Origin of the sequence: Streptomyces sp. G5(2025), assembly GCF_049542075.1 — a bacterium.
Lineage (GTDB): Bacteria > Actinomycetota > Actinomycetes > Streptomycetales > Streptomycetaceae > Streptomyces.
This window is the reverse complement of sequence record NZ_JBMUZT010000006.1, coordinates 5,117,961-5,135,829: the sequence shown is the minus strand read 5'-3', so window position 1 is coordinate 5,135,829 and position 17,869 is coordinate 5,117,961. Positions and strand designations below refer to the sequence as shown.

The following is a 17,869-nucleotide window of genomic DNA, read 5'->3' as shown; positions in this document are numbered from 1 at the left end:
TCGTTCGCTCAGCGGGCCGTCGCGGCGACGAGCCGCCGCAGCCGCTGGGCGAAGTGCGTGGTGACGGCCTCGGCGTGGCTGTCGATGTAGAAGTGGCCGCCGGGGTACTCGCTGTGGCCCAGGTACTGAGGGCTGCGCCCGGCCCAGTGCGTCATGGCGTCCGGGCTCTCCATGAGCGGGTCGGAGGCGCCGCCGTAGGAGACCAGCGGGCAGGTGGTGCCCGCGCCGTCGTCGACGTACTGCGCGGCGACCCGCAGGTCGGCGCGGAGCGCGGGGACGACGAGGGCGAGCATCTCCGGGTTGTCGTAGATCTCGGCGGGGAAGGAACCCAACTTCTTGATCCACTCGACCAGTTCGGGGTCGGGCATCCGGCTCTGCTCCTCCGTCGGCTGGAAGAAGCCCTCGGGCGACCAGCCGGACATGCCGACGAGGACCGGCGCGGGGCCGCTCTCCGCCTCCATGCGGATGGTGAGCCGGAACGCCAGCTGGGCGCCGAGGCAGTGCCCGAAGAACGCGAAGGGCCGCTCGTCCAGGTCGTCGAGCACGGCCTCGTGGAGCGCGTCGAGCAGCGGGTCCCAGTCCTCGTACGACATTTCCTCGCGCCGGTTGTGGCGGCCGGGCAGCGTCACCGCCTGCGGGGCGATGTCACCGGGCAGCAGCCGTTCCCAGTCGCGGTAGATGATGGCGCCGCTGCCCGCGTGCGGCAGCATGAACAGGCGTACGGAGGCGTCCTCGGACGGCTCGGCGGGGTGGAACCACTCGCCCGCGGCGGACATGTCCTGGCCCAGGGCGGCGGTGGTGGTGGTCACGACTGTGCTCTCCCAACAGTTGTCTGCTCCCCGATGGCGCGCAGCGCGGGCAGCAGCACCTCGGCGATCTCCTTCAGCTGCGGCTCCGGGTCGAGCGATCCGATCCGGATGACCAGGTGGCGGGCGCCGGCCCGCACATAGGCGCCCAGCCACTCGGCGCAGCTCTCGGCGCTGCCCCAGCCGTAGGCCTGGATGGCCGACATCTGCTCCAGGGAGCGCCCGTAGTAGTGCTCGATGTAGTGCTCCAGCTCGGCCTTGGCCGCCGCCTCGTCGCGGTCGACGGTGACCGTCGCGTACAGCGCGGGGGTCACCGCCTCCGGGGCGCGGCCCGCCGCCTCGGCGAGTTCGGCGATGCGGGCGCGGGCCCTGCCGTACGCCTCGGCGTCGGGCAGGAACGGCAGCCAGCCGTCGTACTTCTCGGCGACCCTGGCGAGCACCTTCGGGGTGTCGCTGCCGGCCAGCCAGAGCGGCGGGCCGCCGGGAGAGGCCGGCTTGGGCAGCCGCTGGAGCCGTTCGGCCTGCCAGAACCTGCCCGCGAAGTCGGAGGGCTGCCCCTCCTCGCCGGAGCGCCAGGCGGTGCGCCACAGCGCGGCGATCTCGTCGAGCCGTCCCACCCGTCCGGCGAAGGACGCGCCGACCGAGGCGAACTCCTCCTCGGTCTCGGGCATCGGGAAGCCGGAGCCGAGCCCGAGGACCAGCCGGTCGGCGGCCACGTGGTCGAGGCTCGCGATCATGTTGGCGCCGATCAGCGGGTGGCGCAGGGCGGGGGTGAACGCGGCCGTGCCGACGGTGATCCGCTCGGTGGCCGCGGCGGCCGCGGAGAGCACGACGAGGGGGTCAAGGCGCGGCCGGGCGGTCAGCGAGTCGCCCGCCCACAGCGAGTCGAAGCCGAGCGCCTCGGCCTGCCGGGCGAAGTCGAGCAGCGGGGCGGCCGCGTAGGCGCCGTTGATGGCCTGCTCCCGGGTGGGCAGCAGGATGCCGATGCGAAGGGGCCCGGCTGAGGACTGCATGGGGGTGCTCCGTTTCGTGTGGCGGAGGTTGCTGACGGTGCGCTGACAGGGCAGGCGTGTCAGATGTGCTGTCGCTGCGGCGGCAGCGAGGCCGCCCGCGCCGAGGTGCGGCGCTGGAGGGGAAGCGTGACGCGCTCGGCCGGCGCGGGTGCCTCGGCGGTCAGCCGCTCCCGCACGGCGCGGCGCAGGATCTTCCCCGAGGGGTTGCGCGGCAGGTCGTCGGCGAAGTGGAAGTTGCTCGGGATCTTGTAGTCGGCGAGGTGGCCGCGGAGCGCGACGAGCAGTTCGCGGGGCTTGACGGTGGCGCCGGGCCGCAGGACGACGACGGCGTGCACCGCCTCGCCCCAGTGCGGGTCGGGCACTCCGACCACTGCGGCGTCGGCGACGGCCGGGTGCGCGGCGAGCGCCTTCTCGACCTCGGCGGGGTAGATGTTCTGCCCGGCCACGATGATCGTGTCATTCATGCGGTCCCGGAGGTGGACGTAGCCGTCCTCGTCGAGGTACCCGGCGTCGCCCATGTGCAGCCACTCCCCCACCACGGTGCGCTCGGTGGCCTCGGGGAGGTTCCAGTAGCCGAGCATCCTCGAAGGGGTGCGTACGCATATCTGGCCGGTCTCGCCGGGCGGCAGTGTCTCGCCGTCCGGGCCGACGACCTTCACCTCGTTGCCGGGGCAGGGTCTGCCGACCGAGGTGAGGAGGCTCGTGCCGGGGTGGTGCGCCTCGGGCGGCAGGCACACCGCGACGCTGCCGGTCTCCGTGCTGGCGTAGATCTGGGCGAACTCGCAGCCGAACACCTCCAGGCAGCGTTCGAGCAGCGTCGGGGACATCGGCGCCGCTCCGTAGGCGATCTTGCGCATCGAGGCGAACGCGGCGGGGCCCGCGCCGCGTTCGGCCATCATCATCTGGAGCATGGCGGGCGCCGCGAAGGTGATCGTGACCCCGTGCTCCCGGATCAGCCGCACCGCCTCCTGCGGGATGAACTGCGGCATCACCACGTTCGTGCCGCCCGCGTTGAAGGTGTGCATGAACCAGCCGATGCCCGCGATGCCGAAGCCCGGCAGCGAGATCAGGCTGACGTCGTCCGGCAGCCAGTCGAGCCAGTTCGCGCCGTGCTCGCGCATCGCGGCGGGCAGCGTGAAGAAGCTGCGGTGGGCGAGGACCGCGCCCTTGGGCAGGCCGGTGGTGCCGCTGGTGTAGATCTGCACGACGGCGTCGTCGGCGCCGGTGCCCGGCTCCAGGTCGGTGTCGGGGTGGTCGGCGTACCAGGCGGGCAGCCCGGTGCCGCGCGCCGGTTCGCCCTCGCCGTCGGTGCCGTCGACCCGCACGACGGTGCGCAGCCGCGGGAGCTGCGGCCGGACGCGGTCCGCCGTCTCCCAGAACTCGTCGTCGACGAAGAGGAGCACGGCGCCCGCGTCCCGCAGGATGTGGTCGACCTCGTCCCGGGTCAGGCGCCAGTTGACCGGGACCAGGACGGCGCCCGCCTTCGCGCAGGCGAGGATCGTGAGGTAGTAGTTCTCCGATTCGCGGCCCAGGTAGGCGACGCGGTCGCCGTGCCCGACCCCGGCGCCGCGCAGGGCGTGGGCGGCGCGGTTGCTGTCCCGGTGCAGCTTCCCGTACGTCGTGGTGCGGTCCTCGCAGATGATCGCCGCGTGCTCCGGCCGGGCGCCCGCGTGGACTCTGGAGGTCCGGGTCAGCGTCCAGCCGCTGGTGGTGTGGTCTCTCACTGTGGTCTCCCCGCTGCGTAGGACATCTCGGTGGGTGTCGTGAGGTGGGTGGATGCCGTGGGGGGTGGCTGCTGTCGTACGGGGACGGTCAGGGGTGCTGCTGCGGTGCCGGGGCCAGGCGTCCGTCGAGGAACTCGGTGAGCCTGCGGACCGTCGGGTGGTCGAAGGTCAGCGAGGCGGGCAGCGGCAGCCGGAACAGCGACTCCAGGCCGCCCTTGACGGTCTGGGCCATCAGTGAGTCAAGGCCGAGCGAGACGAACTCGGCGTTCTGGTCGAGGTCGTCCTCGGCGTCCATGTGCAGGGCGGCGGCGACCTGTTCGCGCACGGCCGAGGCGATCAGGGCCGTGCGTTTTGGCTTCGGCAGGGCGCTCAGCGCGGCGAGGTCGAGGCCGGTGCCGCCGTCGCCGCCCTGGTCCTGCCGGGCGAGGCGGTCGTAGAAGGCGTCGTCCACGACACCGCCCGCCACATAGCGCGCCCAGTCGAACTCGCCCACCACCCGGCGGCTGCCGGCCCGGTGCCAGAGCCGGGCCAGGGTGTCCAGCGCCCTGGTGGGCGAGAAGAAGCGGACGCCGCTGCGGTCGATCTCCTGGGCCAGCTGCTCGTCCAGCCGGGCGGACATGCCGACCCTGGCCCAGGCGCCCCAGTTGACGGAGAGGCCGGGCAGACCGTGCAGGCCGCGCCACTCGGCGAGGCTGTCGAGCCCCGCGCTGGCGGCGGCGTAGTGCCCCTGCGTCGTGCCGCCGAGGACGGCGGCGATCGAGGAGTACGTCACGAAGAACTCCAGCTCGGGGAAGTGCTCCTCGGCGGCCTCGTGCAGCAGCCAGGCGCCGTACGCCTTAGGGGCCAGCTGGGCGTCGATGGACTCCCAGGTCAGCTCGGCGATCAGCTTCTTGTCGAAGGAGCCGGCCGCGTGCACGAGGCCGCCGACGGGGTGGGGTCCCGCCGCCAGCTCGGCGGCCAGGCGCCGCACGTTGTCGGCGTCGCTCACATCGGCGCGTACGACGGCGACCTCCGCCCGCTCCGACAGCTCCGCGAGGACCGGCGCGGCCTCTTCGGTGGCCCGCCCGCTCCGGCTGACCAGGGTCAGGTGCCGTGCGCCCAGCTCGACGAGCTTGCGGGCGGTGACCAGACCGAGGCCGCCGAGGCCGCCGGTGACGAGGTAGGTGCGGTCCGGGCGGACGCGGACCGGTGCGGGCGCCGTCTCCGGGCCGCCGGGCACATCCACCCACACCTCGGCGCGGGAGCCGCAGGCCGCGGTGCGCAGCGCCTCGCCGATCTCCTCCAGGCGGAAGGCCGGGGACCCGCCCGGCGCCGTGCCGCGCGCCGCGCCGGGGGCGAGCGCCACGGCGGTCGCGGGGACGGTGAGGGTGGCGCGCAGGGCCCCGTCATGGCGTACGTAGACCTCGTCGCCCGCGGTGAACGCGGCCTCGGCGCCGGCCGCGACGACCGTCCCGGCGGCCAGCGAACCCAGCACGGGACCGGCACCGCCGGACTGTTCGCCGTCCAGGGCGGCCCGGGCGTCCTCGGCGGTGAGGGCGACCGAGGCGACGCGCACCTGGACCTCACCGGCCGCGGGCGCGCGGTCGTCGACGGGCGCGAGGGAGAGGTCGGAGAGGTCCCCGGACCCGGGTGTGCGCAGGGCGAAGCCGCCGGGCCAGGTGCGGGCCGCGTCGCCGGGCAGCAGCCTGCGGACGTGGCGGGTGCCCGTGCGGTGCGCGACCTGGAACTCGCCGGGAGCCTCGGCGCGGACCTCGTCGAACAGCGCCGTCAGGTCGCCGCCGGGTTCGAGGTCGACCAGGGTCGCGCGGTACTGCGGGGACTCGGTGAGCAGGACCCGGCCGAAGCCCCACAGGGTGGCGGCGCCGAGGTGGGCGCCGTCGCCGGGCCGGTCGCCGGGCAGCTTCTGGGCGCCCTCGGTGACCAGCCAGAGCCGGGGCGGGCGCTGCTGCGCGGCGGCGTCCAGGGCGGTCAGCACGCCGAGCAGGTCACGGTAGTTGCGCTCGCACTCGGCGCGGTACAGCGCGGCGGACATGGCACCGGGCAGCGGCTGCCAGCTCCAGCAGACGTCGGTGACGGAGGTGTCCTCCAGGGCGGCCTTGAGCGTGGCGGGGTCCGTGACGGACGTGACGCGCAGGCCGTCGCCGCCGGTGGGGCCGGTGGCTTCGGTAGTGCCGTCGCCGCCGGTGGGGCCGGTGGCTTCGGGGCGGCCCAGGAGCAGGACGTGCCGGGGGGCGGTGCCCGACGCGAGGGCGGGCAGGGCGCGGCGCACCCACTCGGAGCGGTGCAGGAACTGCCGCTGCCCGGCGGGGCCTTCGGGGCGGGCCAGGGTGACTCCGCCGAGTTCGAGGACGGGGTTGCCGTTCTCCAGGACGAGGATGTCGGCGAGGCGCCGGTCCTGCTCCGTGGCGACGCGGGCGACGACGTTCAGCCGCTCGCCGCGGGGCTTCTTGAAGTGGCGTACGGAGGTGATCTCCCGGGGCAGGAACACCGGGCCCTCGGGGTCGAGGACGACGGCGGCCTCCAGCACGGCCTCGATCAGCTCGGCGGGCACCTGCTCGACGGCGGTGGTGACGCGGCAGTCCAACGCGGCGGAGTACAGCCCCTCTTGGTGCCGTGCCGCGGCGGCCAGGGCGCGGGCCCGCGGACCGTGCGGGCGGCCCACCGACGCGAGGTCGGTGTAGAGGTCCTCGGCATCGCTCTCCAGGGTGGCGGGGCCCGTCACGAGCCCGGTGAGTTCCGGCTCGGTGAGCTCCACGGTCTGCTCCGGCCCGGCGGTGAGCACGGCACTCGCGTGCACCCGCTCCTCCCGCTCGCCGCCGCCGGCCTTCTCCTCGGCGGTCAGGACCGTCACGTCGGCTCCGCCGTCCGGGCGCGGCCGCAGCCGGGTGGTGAGCGTGCGGGGCGTCTCGGCCTTCAGGGTGAGGGGTTCGCCAAGACGCAGTTCGCGGACGGCGGCGCGGGTGTGGCCGTGCACGGCGTCCTGGAGCGCGAGCAGCAGGTCGACGTAGGCACCGGCGGGCAGCGTCGTACGGTCGCCGTCGGCGAAGTCGGCGAGGGAGCCGAGCTCCTCGACGGTGAACTCCGCGGTGAACTCGCGTGCGGCGCCCTCGCACGGGACCTCCGTGCCGAGCAGCGGGTGGTGCGCCGCGCCGCCCGGGGCGCCGCCCCTGCGCGGGGTGACGGTGGGCAGCCAGTAGCGCTTGCGCTGGAAGGCGTAGGTGGGCAGCGCCACCTTGGCCGGGACGGCGCGGCCCTCGTGGTAGCCGGACCAGGAGACCGGCAGACCGGCGGTGTAATAGTCGGCGAGCGCCCGCAGCGTGGTGTCGCCGCCCCGGTCGCGGCGGCGCAGGCCGGCCAGCCACAGGTGGTCCTCGACGGGCAGCGAGCGCCGGGCGAGGGCGGTGAGCGCGGTGGAGGGGCCGATCTCGACGAGGGCGTGGCGGCCGCGCTTGGCGACGGCGCGGATACCGGCGAGGAACTGCACCGGCTCCCCGATGTGCCGCACCCAGTAGTCGGCGGTGCCGATCTCGGCGAACCGCGCGAGCCTGCCGGTGACGTTGGAGATCAGGCTGATGGCCGGCTCGTGGAAGGTGACGGCGTCCAGGGCGGTACGGAAGTCGTCGTACACCTCGGCCATGAGCGGCGAGTGGAAGGCGTGCGAGACGGCCAGCTGTTCGACGCGCAGGCCTCGCCCGGCCAGTTCGGCGGTGACCTGGGCGAGCGCCTCGGTGCCGCCCGAGATCACACACTGGTCGGGGGCGTTGGCCGCGGCGAGCGCCAGGTCCGGGTGGGCTTCGAGGAGCGGCAGGACGTCCTCGGCGGGGGCGGTGACCGCGGCCATGCCGCCCTTGGCGCGCACGGCCTGCATGAGGCGGGCGCGGGCGGCCACCAGCGTCACGGCGTCCGGGAGGCTGAAGAGACCGGCGACGGCGGCGGCCGCGGCCTCGCCGATGCTGTGCCCGATCAGCACGTTGGGGCGCACGCCCCAGGACATCCACAGCTGGGCGAGCGCGTACTCCAGGGTGAACAGGGCGGGCTGGGTGTACTCGGTGCGGTCGATCGCCTCGGGGTCCTCGGCCGTGCCGAGGACCAAGCCCCGTATGGAACGCCCCAGTTCGGCGGCAAACAGCCGGTCGCACTCGTCGACGTGGCGGCGGAAGACCGGGAAGCCCTCGTACAGATGGGCACCCATGCCCGCGTACTGCGAGCCCTGCCCGCTGAACATGAAGGCGACCTTGCGGATGCCGGCGGGGCCCTGGTGGTCGCGGTCCGCGGCCTTGTCCAGGAGCTTGGTGAGGGCGGCGCGGTCGGCGACCGGGCCCGCGAGGCGGTACGGGTGGTGGGTGCGGGCGACGTTGCCGGTGTAGCAGAGCGCGTCGACCGGCAGGGCGGGGTCCGCGTCGAGCAACTGGCGGTAGTTCGCGACCTGTTCGCTCAGAGCGGCCGCTGTCTTGGCGGAGAGCGTGAACATGGGGGTCGCGGGCGCCTCGCCGGACGTTGCGTCGCCGGTCACCGCCGCCGGGGGCTGCTCCAGGACGACCGCGCCGATCGTGCCGGCGAAGCCGAAGCTGTTGACGACCGCGCGCCGCACCGGCGCCTTCCACGGCTCGCACGCCGTGGGCACCCGCACCGGGTACAGGTCCCAGGGGATGCGACCGGAGGGGGTGTCGAGGTTGAGGTGCGGATAGATCGTGGCGGACCTGATCTGGAGGACCGCCTTGATGACGCCGACGATGCCGGAGGCGGGCTCCATGTGGCCGAGGTTGGTCTTCACGGAACCGACGAGCAGCGGGTCGCTCTTGGTGTGCGAGTCGGCGAAGGTGTCGCCGATGGCGCCGAACTCGATGGGGTCGCCGAGCGGGGTGCCGGTGCCGTGCGCCTCGACGTACTGGATGTCCTCGGGGGCGAGCGCGGCGGCGGCGAGCGCGCTGCGGATGACCTTCTCCTGGGCGGGGCCGTTCGGCACGGTCAGGCCCGCGCTGTCGCCGTCCTGGCCGACGGCGGTGCCCCTGACCAGGGCGAGGACGGTGTCGCCGTCGCGGGTGGCGTCCGTAAGCCTCTTGAGTACGAGGATGCCGCAGCCCTCGGCGCGGGCGTAGCCGTCGGCGGACTCGTCGAAGGTCTTGCACTGCCCGTCGGGGGAGAGCATCTGCGCGTTGGAGAACATGACGGGGATGCGCGGGTGGTGCAGGGCGTTGACGCCACCGCACAGCGCGATGTCGGTCTCGCCGGCGCGCAGCCCCTGGACGGCGACGTGCAGGGCGGCCAGCGACGACGAGCAGGCGGTGTCGATGCTCATGCTCGGGCCGCGCCAGCCGAGGAAGTAGGAGAGGCGGCCCGACAGCGGGAACATGGTGATGCCGGAGGCGAGCAGGCCGTCCAGTTCCTCATACGGCAGGGAGTCCAGTTCCAGGGCGTAGTCGATGGAGCTGGCGCCGATGTAGACGCCGCCGTTGCCGCGGCGCAGCGGCGCGGGGTCGATGTTGGCGTGCTCCAGGGCCTGCCAGGCGGTCTCCAGCAACATGCGCTGCTGGGGATCCATGTACTGGGCCTCCTTCGGGGAGATGTTGAAGAAGGCCGCGTCGAACCGGTCGATGCGGTCGAGGAATCCGCCGGACGTGGTGTGGATCTTGCCCTTGTCGTCCGGGCTCTGCGGGGTGAAGGCGTCGACGTCCCACCGGTCGCCCGGAATGGGTCCGATACCGGAGCGCCCCTCGCGCAGAAAGGCGTCGAATTCGTCGAACGAATTGCTGCCGCCGGGGAAACGCAGGCCGACGCCGACGATCGCGATCGGTTCGGGCGCCCGGCCGGACACCTGGTTGTTCTCTGATTCCTCGTGCGGCATTGAGCGTCTCCTTGTCGTCCGGGTCCCTGCTGGGCCGTCCGGTCCCTGCTGGATCAGTTGCTGCCGGGTATCGCGCCGGTCGCGGCACGGGCGGGATCGGTCACCGCGTCGACGAGATAGTCGAGGAGCCGGCCGACCGTCGGCTCGTTGAAGAGCACGTTGGCGTTGATGGAGAGTTCCAGGATGCCTTCGAGGGTCTGCCTCATCCGCGTCAGCTTCAGCGAGGTGAGGCCGAGGTCGAAGTAGCTGATGTCCAGCGGCAGTTCCTCGGTCTCGTCCATGAGCAGGCTCGCCCTGAACTGGGTGACGAGGAGCCGCTCCATTTCTTCCGCGAGTTCCGGCCGGGGCAGTTCCCGGAATTGCTGAAGTGTCATGTGTACGGGAGACATGGAGCCATGGAATCAATGACGGCTGACGCCTCACTGACGTCGCGCGCGTACCCCATGCACGTGCCACTCAGTCTTTCTTCGGTGTACTCGCCACAGGGTTGGCTCAAACAGTGCGGAACCGGCAATCAGTACGGCGTCAGCGGCAGGTCAGATCCTGCTGCCACGATCGAGATGCTTCGAAACAAGAGTTCGCCAGATCGGAATCCACTCGGAGAACACCCACCCCGAAAGGCTGATAATGCTGCGCGGCGCCATACAAGAGGAAAGTGCTCCGGCACGTTCCGGACTCAAGAGCTATGACCTCTACATCGCGGGCAAGGACGTCGCGGGTGACGGGTGGGTCTACACCGTCAGCGGGCGCTCCCTGCTGGAGGACGTCTTCACGAGCGTGAGCCTCAAGCGCACGCTGGAGCAGGACCCCGAATCCGACGCGGCGAACCACCCTTATGTGGTGGGGCGTTGCGCGATCGCCGACGACTCCGCCATCGACCTGGCCACGCAGGCGGCCGCGGCGGCGGCCCCGGACTGGGCGGCCGTCCCTCAGGAGCGGCGGATGCGCCTCGGCACCCGCTTCCGCGAGGAACTCATCAAGCACCAGGACGAGTTCCTGGAGATGCTGGTCGCCGAGTCGCACCCGGTGAAGCTGGCCCGCTGGGAGCTGAGCTGCCTGCTCCAGATCTACGCCCCCGGCTCCCTGCGCTGGTACACGAAGCAGATGCGCGTCGAGAAGGAGTACGGCGGCCGCAAGCTGATCCTCCAGCGCCAGCCGGACGGCGTGGTGGCCTTCAACCCGCCGCAGAACGCCCCGCTGCCCAGCGCCGCGCTCTCCGTCCTCGCCCTGATGGCCGGCAACGCCGTCGTGGTGCGGGCGCCGCGCAGCATCGCGCTGTCCACCATGTGGCTCCTGCGGGACATCGTGGCCCCGCTCCTTGAGGAGTTCGACGCGCCTCCCGGTGTCCTGAACGCGGTGTGCTCCAACCCCAAGCAGACCCTGGACCGCTGGGTCGCCGACCCGCTGATCAACGACATCTTCTACATCGGCGGCAGCCAGGAGGGTCTGCGCTTCGAGCAGGCCTGCGTCGCCAACGGCAAGAAGCCGATCCTCGAACTGGCCGGCAACGACGGCATCGTGGTGTGGAAGGACGCCGACGTGAAGTGGGCGGCCGAGGCGATCACCGAGTCGTTCTTCGGCTCCGGCCAGATCTGCATGGTGCCCAACTACGTCCTGGTGCACCCGGCGGTCGCCGACCAGCTCATCGCCGAGGTCAAGGAGCAGGTCAAGGCCATCAAGCCGGGCTTCCCCGAGGAGGAGGACGTCCTGCTCTCCCCGGTGCGCCGCAGCGAGCGCTTCTTCCGGCTGCTGCGCCAGGCCCTGGACAACGGCGCCGAACTGGTGACCGGTGGAAACCGCACCGAGCTCGACGGCACGCCCTCGGAGACCGGTGTCTTCCTCCAGCCCACCGTCGTCCGCGTCGACGGTCTCGACCGGGCCCGCACCTACGACGTCGTGCGCGAGGAGACGTTCTTCCCGCTGATCCCCGTCATCGTGCCGGAGGCCGACAACGACGACGCCCTCCTGGAGGACTTCCTGAGGTTCGTCAACTCCAACGAGTACGGGCTGCGCAACTCCCTCTGGTCCCGCTCCGACCACGTCATCGACACCTTCGTGCGCCGCGTCGTCAACGGCGGCCTGCTGAAGGTCAACGACTCCCACATCGGGTTCCTGCCGTACCTGCCGAGCCACGGCGGCACCGGCCGCACCGGCGGCGCCTTCGGCGAGGCCAACTACCCGATGCTCAAGACCTCCCACGTGCAGGGCGTCAGTATCGCGCGCGACGTCAGCCCCTACGACGCGGTCTTCGGCGCCTTCGACGACTGACGGCACCCATCCCACCTGACCCACGGAGGTTGTGACGTGCGTTCCCTCGATGCCGCTCGGGCCGTCTGCGAGCGCTACCACCCCGGCCTGCTCAAGGAACTGGAGCAGATCCCCTATGCCGAGCGGGAGAAACCCGGCAGCTCGATCATCGACCTCTTCCGCATCCACGGCGGGGTCGGCTTGCTGATACCCGAGGAGTACGGCGGCCACGGCGCCGACCCGCTGGACGCGCTCCACACCCAGCTGGCCCTCGGCTCCCTCTCGCCGTCCCTCGTCGCGGCCGTGTCCATGCACCACTTCACCGTCGCCATGCTCTACTCGCTGGCCGTCGCCAAGGGCCGGCTCACCGACGCGCAGAGCGACCTGCTGCGCCGCGTCGTCCCGGACCAGCTGGTGATGGCCTCCGGCTGGGCCGAGGGCCGCACCGAGCAGAACATCCTCACCCCCTCGGTGACCGCCCGCCCGGTCGAGGGCGGCTACCTCCTCTCCGGCTCCAAGAAGCCGTGCAGCCTCTCCGCGTCGATGAGCATGCTGACCGCGAGCATCGCCATCCACGGCCTGGAGGGCGACCCCGAACTGGCGCTCGCCCTGGTGCCCGCCGACGCGCCGGGCCTGTCCGTCCACCCCTTCTGGGGCAACGAACTACTGGCCGGCGCCGAGAGCGACGAGGTGCGCCTGGAGGACGTCTTCGTCCCCAAGGACATGGTCGTCCGCGCCGGAGCGGACGACCCGCGCCGCCTGGACGACCTCCAGACCGCCGGGTTCGTCTGGTTCGAGATGCTCATCACCGCCGGGTACCTGGGCGGCGCCGCGGCCCTGGTCGAGCAGGTCCAGGAGCGGGAGCGCGGCAGCGTCCAGGAGCGGGCCGTTCTCGCGGTCGAACTGGAGGCCGCCCTCGCGCTGCTCGAAGGCGTGGCCCGCGCGATCGGCCCCGAGCCGGGCGACGAGGCGTCGGTGGCCCGGGTGCTCGTCGCCCGCTACGCCGTGCAGAACGCGCTGCCCCGTGTCACCGCCCGCTCCCTGGAGCTCCTCGGCGGCCTGGACTTCATCCGCTCCTCCGCCCACGCCCAGGCGGCGGCCGCGTCCACCGCGCTCGCCTTCCACCCGCCGGGCCGGGGCGCCGCCGCCGAGCCGCTCCTGCGCTACTTCGACGGGGGCCCGCTCGTCCTCGCCTGACCGCCGCCCCGCCCGCACCGCTTCTTTGGAGTGAGAGATCCGTGACCGTAATCCAGGAAAACCCGGCTTCCGCGGCAGGCGCGGCCCCCGCGGCCCCCGCGGCCTCCGCGGCCGACACCGAGGCGGAGGTACTCGGCCTGTACCGCGCCCACCTGAGCAAGGGCCGGGCCACCCTCGCCGAGCTGTTCGGCAGCCACATGGAGGTGGCCTCCGAAGGCGCCTGGCTGACCACCAGCGACGGGGAGCGCTTCCTCAACGCGGGCGGCTACGGCGTGTTCATCATGGGCGCCCGCCACCCCATCGTGATGGAGGAGGTGGAGCGCCAGCTCCGTACGCACCCCACCGCCACCCGCATCCTCCTCGAACCGACGGTGGCCCGCGCCGCCGAGGCCCTGGTCTCCGTCATGCCGCAGGGCCTGGACCGCGTGCACTTCGGCCTCTCGGGCGCCGAGGCCGTGGAGACCGGCCTGAAGCTGGCCCGCGCCGGCGGCTTCAAGCGGACCGTCTCCATGCGGGGCGGCTACCACGGCAAGACCCTCGGTGCCCTCTCCGCCACCGCGAAGGAGGTCTACCAGAAGCCGTTCCGGCCGCTGCTCCCCGACTTCCACCACCTGCCGTTCGGTGACGCCGACGCCCTGGAGGCGGAGCTCGCCGCCCATCCCGGCGAGGTCTGCGTCATCCTGGAGCCCGTCCAGGGCGAGGGCGGCGTCATCATCCCGCCCAAGGGCTATCTCAAGCGCGTCGAGGAACTGGTCCGCGAGCACGACGGCTTCCTGATCCTGGACGAGATCCAGTCCGGCTTCGGCCGCCTCGGCGAGTGGTGGGGCGCCGACTTCGAGGACGTACGCCCCGACGTCCTGCTCGCCGGCAAGGCGCTCGGCGGCGGCGTGCTCCCGGTCTCCGCCGCCATCGCCACCCGCAAGGCGTTCCGGCCCTTCGACAAGGACCCCTACATCCACACCGCCACCTTCTCGGGACAGCCCGTCCTGATGGCCGCGGTGCAGGGCGCGGTGCGGGCCATGAAGGAGGACCGCCTGGTCACCCGGGCCACCGACCTGGGCGCCGCGCTGCTGCCGCGGATCGCCGAGATCGCGTACCGCAACATCCCCGAACTCGTCGTCGACGTGCGCGGGCAGGGCCTGCTCATCGGCGTGGAGCTCGTCGAGGCGGGCCTCGCCGGCGAGCTGCTGATCGAGCTCTTCAACCACGGCGTGGTCGCCAACCACTCCATGAACGGCAGCTCGGTGGTGCGGTTCACGCCGCCCGCCGTCCTGAGCGACACCGATGTGGAGTTCCTCCTCAACTCCTTCGACCTGGCCACCCGCGACCTCGTCAGCGGTGCGGCCACCATGCCGGAAGGCGGTAACTGATCGTGCGGCACGTAGAACTGGAAGCAGTGGTCCCCGCGGAGCAGGTCTCGACGGTCTTCGACGCCGTGATGCGCTGGGAGAAGTACCCCGACCTGGCACCGCACGTGAACTCCACGACGGTGCACGCCACCCTGCCGGACACGCGGTGCAGTTCCAGCTGGGAGCTGCACTTCCGCAGCGGCCTGCTGCGCTGGACCGAGGACGACGTCTTCCTGCCGGAGGAGGGCGAGATCCGCTTCGAGCAGTCCGACGGCGACTTCGACTCCTTCACCGGGGTGTGGGCGCTGACGCAGGCCGGTGACGATGTCGCCGTGCGCTTCGACGCCGACTTCGACTTCGGCATCCCGAGCCTGGAGGGCATCCTCGACCCGATCGCCGAGCGGGTCATCAAGGAGACCGTCGCCTGGTCGCTGACCGGACTCTTCCCCGGCACGCGCATAGCGGGCGGCATCGAGCTCTCCGAGCCCGCCGCCGTCGGCGCCTGAGACCTCTGCCAGGAGCTGACCATGGACCAGGCCAATCCCTTCGAGACACCGAAGACGTTCTCCCTGCACCGCGCCGAGTACCTGGTGGGCTTCGCGGTCACCACCGGGCTGCTCATCGCGCACATCGGCGAGATCCGCTGGATCCCGGCGGTCGCGCTCTTCCTCTACATCGACCTGATCGGCTACATCCCCGGCGCCATCGCCTTCAAGCGCAGCGGCGGCAAGCCGATCTCCAAGGTGTACTACGTCCTCTACAACGTGATGCACAGCCTCATCACGCAGGCCGCGGTGGCCGCGCTGTGGTGCTGGCTGATCGGTCCCGAGTGGGCGCTGCTCGTGCTGCCCTTCCATCTCTTCGGCGACCGGGGCCTTTTCGGCAACTTCATGAAGTCGTTCGCGCTGCCCTTCGAACCGGTGCGCCAGAGCGGCTACCTGCGGCTCCTGGACGACCTCGGGCTCGCCCACCCCAAGCCGGTCGGCCACGCCCAGGACCCGGTGCCGGTCGGTCACATCGTCACGCTGCCGAAGCCGGCGGCCCGCCCCCGTGAGGAGGCGCTGCGATGAGCACGCTCACCCCACTGCGCCGCCCGGTGCGCCAGGACCCGGCGGAGCGCCGCAGGGCGCTGTACCACCTGGCGTCCCCGGTGTCGGTGCTGACCGTCGACCACGCCGGGCAGGCGCACGGCACCACCGCGAGCACGGTCACCCTGGTCTCGCGCGAGCCGCTGCTGATCGGGGTGGCGCTGCGGCCCGGCTCGTCGTTCGCGCGGCTCGCGGTGGCCGAGGGCCGCTTCGTCGTCAACGTACTGGACGGCACCCAGGGCGACCTGGCCCGCTGGTTCGCGGACAGCACACGGCCCGACGGCAGCGCGCAGTTCGACGGCATGTCCTGGACGGCGGACTCCTACGCGGGCGCCCCGCGCCTCGCCGGGGCGCTCGCCCACTACACCTGCCGCCTCCACTCCTCGCACCGCGCGGGCGACGGCGAGGTGCTGCTCGGCCACGTCGTGCGCGCCACCGCCGTGAGCGGCCCGCCGCTGTTCAGTTACGCGGGCGGCCTGGTCGCCGGCGCCCTGCATCCCGCCCGCACCACGAAGGAGACTTCGGCATCATGACCGGTTCTGTGGCCCCCGAGGCCGACTGGGACAAGGCGCCCGGCCTGCTCGACGGCGCGAAGGAACTCACCCTCGGCCCCGACGACTGCGACCTCGCGTACTGGTTCACCTCCGTCGCCCAGGGCACCCTGCGCGACCGCGGCGAGACCGGACACCACGCGAACGCGACCGTCCCCGACTTCCTGAAGGCACCCGGGCCGCTGCGCGACGCGCTGGTCCTGGAGTTCGGCTTCCGCGGCCTGTCCGAGGAGATCGCCACGCGCCTCCTCGGCCACTACGTCTCGCTCGCGCCCGGCGTGCCCGAGATGGAGTTCTACGCCACCCAGCTCATCGACGAGGCCCGGCACGCCCGCGTCTTCCGCAACCACCTGGTGGAGCTGGGCCACCCCGCGGACACGCTCCTCAAGGACATCGACGAGATGGCCGCGGACTACCGCGAGCGGGTCCTGGACCCGGTCGTCGACTTCACCCTCGACATCGTCCGCGACCAGGCCGACTTCGCCGGCGGCGTCGCCGTCTTCGCCATCGTCATCGAGGGCGTCCTCGCCCCGGCCGCCGAGCTGAGCGAGCGCAAGTGGACACCGCTGTCCCCGGCCACCGGGGAGATCTCGCGCGGCACCGCCATCGACGAGATCCGTCATCTGACGGTGGCCAGCACCATCCTGCGCGACCACGTCGTGGCCCACCCCGAGTACCGCCCGCGCCTGATGGAGATCCTGCGGGCCGGGGTGAAGCTGTGGGACGAGATCCCCGACCGGGAGTTCGTCATCCACCGCGAGGAGCTCTTCCAGAAGGGCATGGCCGACCACGCGGACAAGATCGGCGACTACGAGATCTGGCCGGGCGTACGCATGCTCGACACCACCCCCGAGCAGCGCTACGACATGGCCGAGCAGTGGACCGACGAGATGGCCGAGTCCCGCATGGCCTACATGGGGCTGCCCGTGGAGGTCCTCAGCAGCACGGAGCAGGCCGCATGAGCGGCGCCCCGCCGCCGGGCCGGTCGGCGGTGGTCTGCGGCATCGGTTCGTACGTGCCGCCGAACAAGGTGACCAACGACGAGCTTTCGCAGCGTCTGGACACCTCCGACGCGTGGATCCGCTCCCGCACCGGGATCGCCGAGCGCTACATGGTCTCACCGGGCACGGCCACCTCCGACCTGGCGGTGGAGGCCGGCCAGCGCGCGCTGAAGTCGGCCAGCACCGAGCAGGTCGACGCCGTCGTCCTGGCCACCACCACCCCCGACCAGCCGTGCCCGGCGACCGCGCCGACGGTGGCCGCCCGGCTCGGCCTCGGCCACGTCGCGGCGTTCGACGTCGCCGCCGTCTGCTCCGGGTTCCTGTACGGGCTCGCCAGCGCCTCGGGGCTCATCGCCTCGGGGATGGCGGAGCGGGTGCTGCTTGTGGCGGCCGACGCGTTCACCACCATCGTCAACCCGGAGGACCGCACCACCGCGGTGATCTTCGCGGACGGCGCGGGGGCCGTGGTCCTGCGGGCCGGGAACGCCGGTGAACCGGGCGCGGTGGGGCCGCTGGTGCTCGGCAGCGACGGCGAGCTGAGCCATCTCATCGAGGTGCCTGCCGGCGGCTCCCGGCAGCGCTCGTCGCGGACTCCGCCCGAACCGGGCGACCAGTACTTCCGGATGCTCGGCCGCGACACCTACCGGCACGCGGTGGAGCGGATGACCGCCACCTCGCGGGAGGCGGCGGAGCGGTCCGGCTGGCGCCTGGACGACGTGGACCGGTTCGCCGCCCACCAGGCCAACGCCCGCATCCTCGACTCGGTCGCGGAACGCCTCGGCATCCCCGCCGAGCGGCAGCTCAGCAACATCGAGCAGGTCGGCAACACCGGGGCCGCCTCGCTCCCGCTGCTCCTGTCCCAGGCCGCGGCCGACGGCCGGCTCACGGCCGGGCACCGGGTGCTGCTCACCGCGTTCGGCGGCGGGCTCTCCTGGGGGGCCACGACGCTTGTCTGGCCCGAAACGCAGTCCGTCTGACGCCCACCGGCGCCCGGCGGTACCTCCTCAAGACCCGTACGCCGCACAGCGCGTACGCCTTCCGAAAGGGA

13 protein-coding genes are annotated in these 17,869 nt (G+C 72.4%); 8 read left to right on the top strand and 5 right to left on the bottom strand.

Annotated features, from left to right (window positions below):
- Window positions 1-8 precede the first annotated feature (8 nt).
- From ACOBQB_RS34310 to ACOBQB_RS34290, 5 genes are all read right to left on the bottom strand, one after another.
- Window positions 9-776 carry a thioesterase II family protein gene (locus ACOBQB_RS34310; protein WP_423598947.1) on the bottom strand — a complete coding sequence of 256 codons (768 nt, stop codon included), beginning with the start codon at window positions 774-776 and terminating at the stop codon, window positions 9-11.
- A 29-nt stretch (window positions 777-805) separates the two neighbouring features.
- Window positions 806-1,819: an LLM class flavin-dependent oxidoreductase gene (locus ACOBQB_RS34305; protein WP_423597406.1), complete on the bottom strand. Its 1,014-nt coding sequence runs from the start codon at window positions 1,817-1,819 to the stop codon at window positions 806-808.
- A gap of 59 nt (window positions 1,820-1,878) precedes the next feature.
- Complete coding sequence (locus ACOBQB_RS34300) at window positions 1,879-3,543, bottom strand: fatty acid--CoA ligase (RefSeq protein ID WP_423597404.1); 1,665 nt, start codon at window positions 3,541-3,543, stop codon at window positions 1,879-1,881.
- An 88-nt stretch (window positions 3,544-3,631) separates the two neighbouring features.
- Complete coding sequence (locus ACOBQB_RS34295) at window positions 3,632-9,388, bottom strand: SDR family oxidoreductase (protein ID WP_423597402.1); 5,757 nt, start codon at window positions 9,386-9,388, stop codon at window positions 3,632-3,634.
- A gap of 53 nt (window positions 9,389-9,441) precedes the next feature.
- Entirely contained in the window at window positions 9,442-9,777 is a 336-nt protein-coding gene (locus tag ACOBQB_RS34290; RefSeq protein ID WP_423597400.1) for an acyl carrier protein, read from the bottom strand.
- A gap of 238 nt (window positions 9,778-10,015) precedes the next feature.
- Between ACOBQB_RS34290 and ACOBQB_RS34285 the strand changes: the two genes are divergently transcribed.
- From ACOBQB_RS34285 to ACOBQB_RS34250, 8 genes are read left to right on the top strand one after another with little or no spacing between them, the layout of a single operon-like run.
- Entirely contained in the window at window positions 10,016-11,656 is a 1,641-nt protein-coding gene (locus tag ACOBQB_RS34285; RefSeq protein ID WP_223776543.1) for an aldehyde dehydrogenase family protein, read from the top strand.
- A 36-nt stretch (window positions 11,657-11,692) separates the two neighbouring features.
- On the top strand, window positions 11,693-12,832 hold the full coding sequence (locus ACOBQB_RS34280) for an acyl-CoA dehydrogenase family protein (protein WP_423597397.1): 1,140 nt from the start codon (window positions 11,693-11,695) through the stop codon (window positions 12,830-12,832).
- 41 nt (window positions 12,833-12,873) lie between these two features.
- Window positions 12,874-14,202: an aspartate aminotransferase family protein gene (locus ACOBQB_RS34275; protein ID WP_423597395.1), complete on the top strand. Its 1,329-nt coding sequence runs from the start codon at window positions 12,874-12,876 to the stop codon at window positions 14,200-14,202.
- A 2-nt stretch (window positions 14,203-14,204) separates the two neighbouring features.
- A complete protein-coding gene (locus ACOBQB_RS34270; RefSeq protein WP_423597393.1) occupies window positions 14,205-14,687 on the top strand; it encodes a type II toxin-antitoxin system RatA family toxin in 483 nt (160 codons plus the stop codon).
- 21 nt (window positions 14,688-14,708) lie between these two features.
- Window positions 14,709-15,251: a hypothetical protein gene (locus tag ACOBQB_RS34265; protein ID WP_423597391.1), complete on the top strand. Its 543-nt coding sequence runs from the start codon at window positions 14,709-14,711 to the stop codon at window positions 15,249-15,251.
- Window positions 15,248-15,802, top strand: a complete 555-nt coding sequence (locus ACOBQB_RS34260; protein WP_423597389.1) for a flavin reductase family protein — start codon at window positions 15,248-15,250, stop codon at window positions 15,800-15,802. Before ACOBQB_RS34265 ends, ACOBQB_RS34260 begins: the two co-directional genes overlap by 4 nt.
- Window positions 15,799-16,782, top strand: a complete 984-nt coding sequence (locus ACOBQB_RS34255) for a VlmB-like protein (RefSeq protein ID WP_423597387.1) — start codon at window positions 15,799-15,801, stop codon at window positions 16,780-16,782. Before ACOBQB_RS34260 ends, ACOBQB_RS34255 begins: the two co-directional genes overlap by 4 nt.
- Window positions 16,779-17,798 (top strand): beta-ketoacyl-ACP synthase III, encoded by a 1,020-nt coding sequence (locus ACOBQB_RS34250; protein ID WP_423597385.1) that lies wholly within the window; start codon window positions 16,779-16,781, stop codon window positions 17,796-17,798. The genes ACOBQB_RS34255 and ACOBQB_RS34250 overlap by 4 nt, the downstream gene beginning before the upstream one ends.
- The last annotated feature ends 71 nt before the right edge of the window (window positions 17,799-17,869 follow it).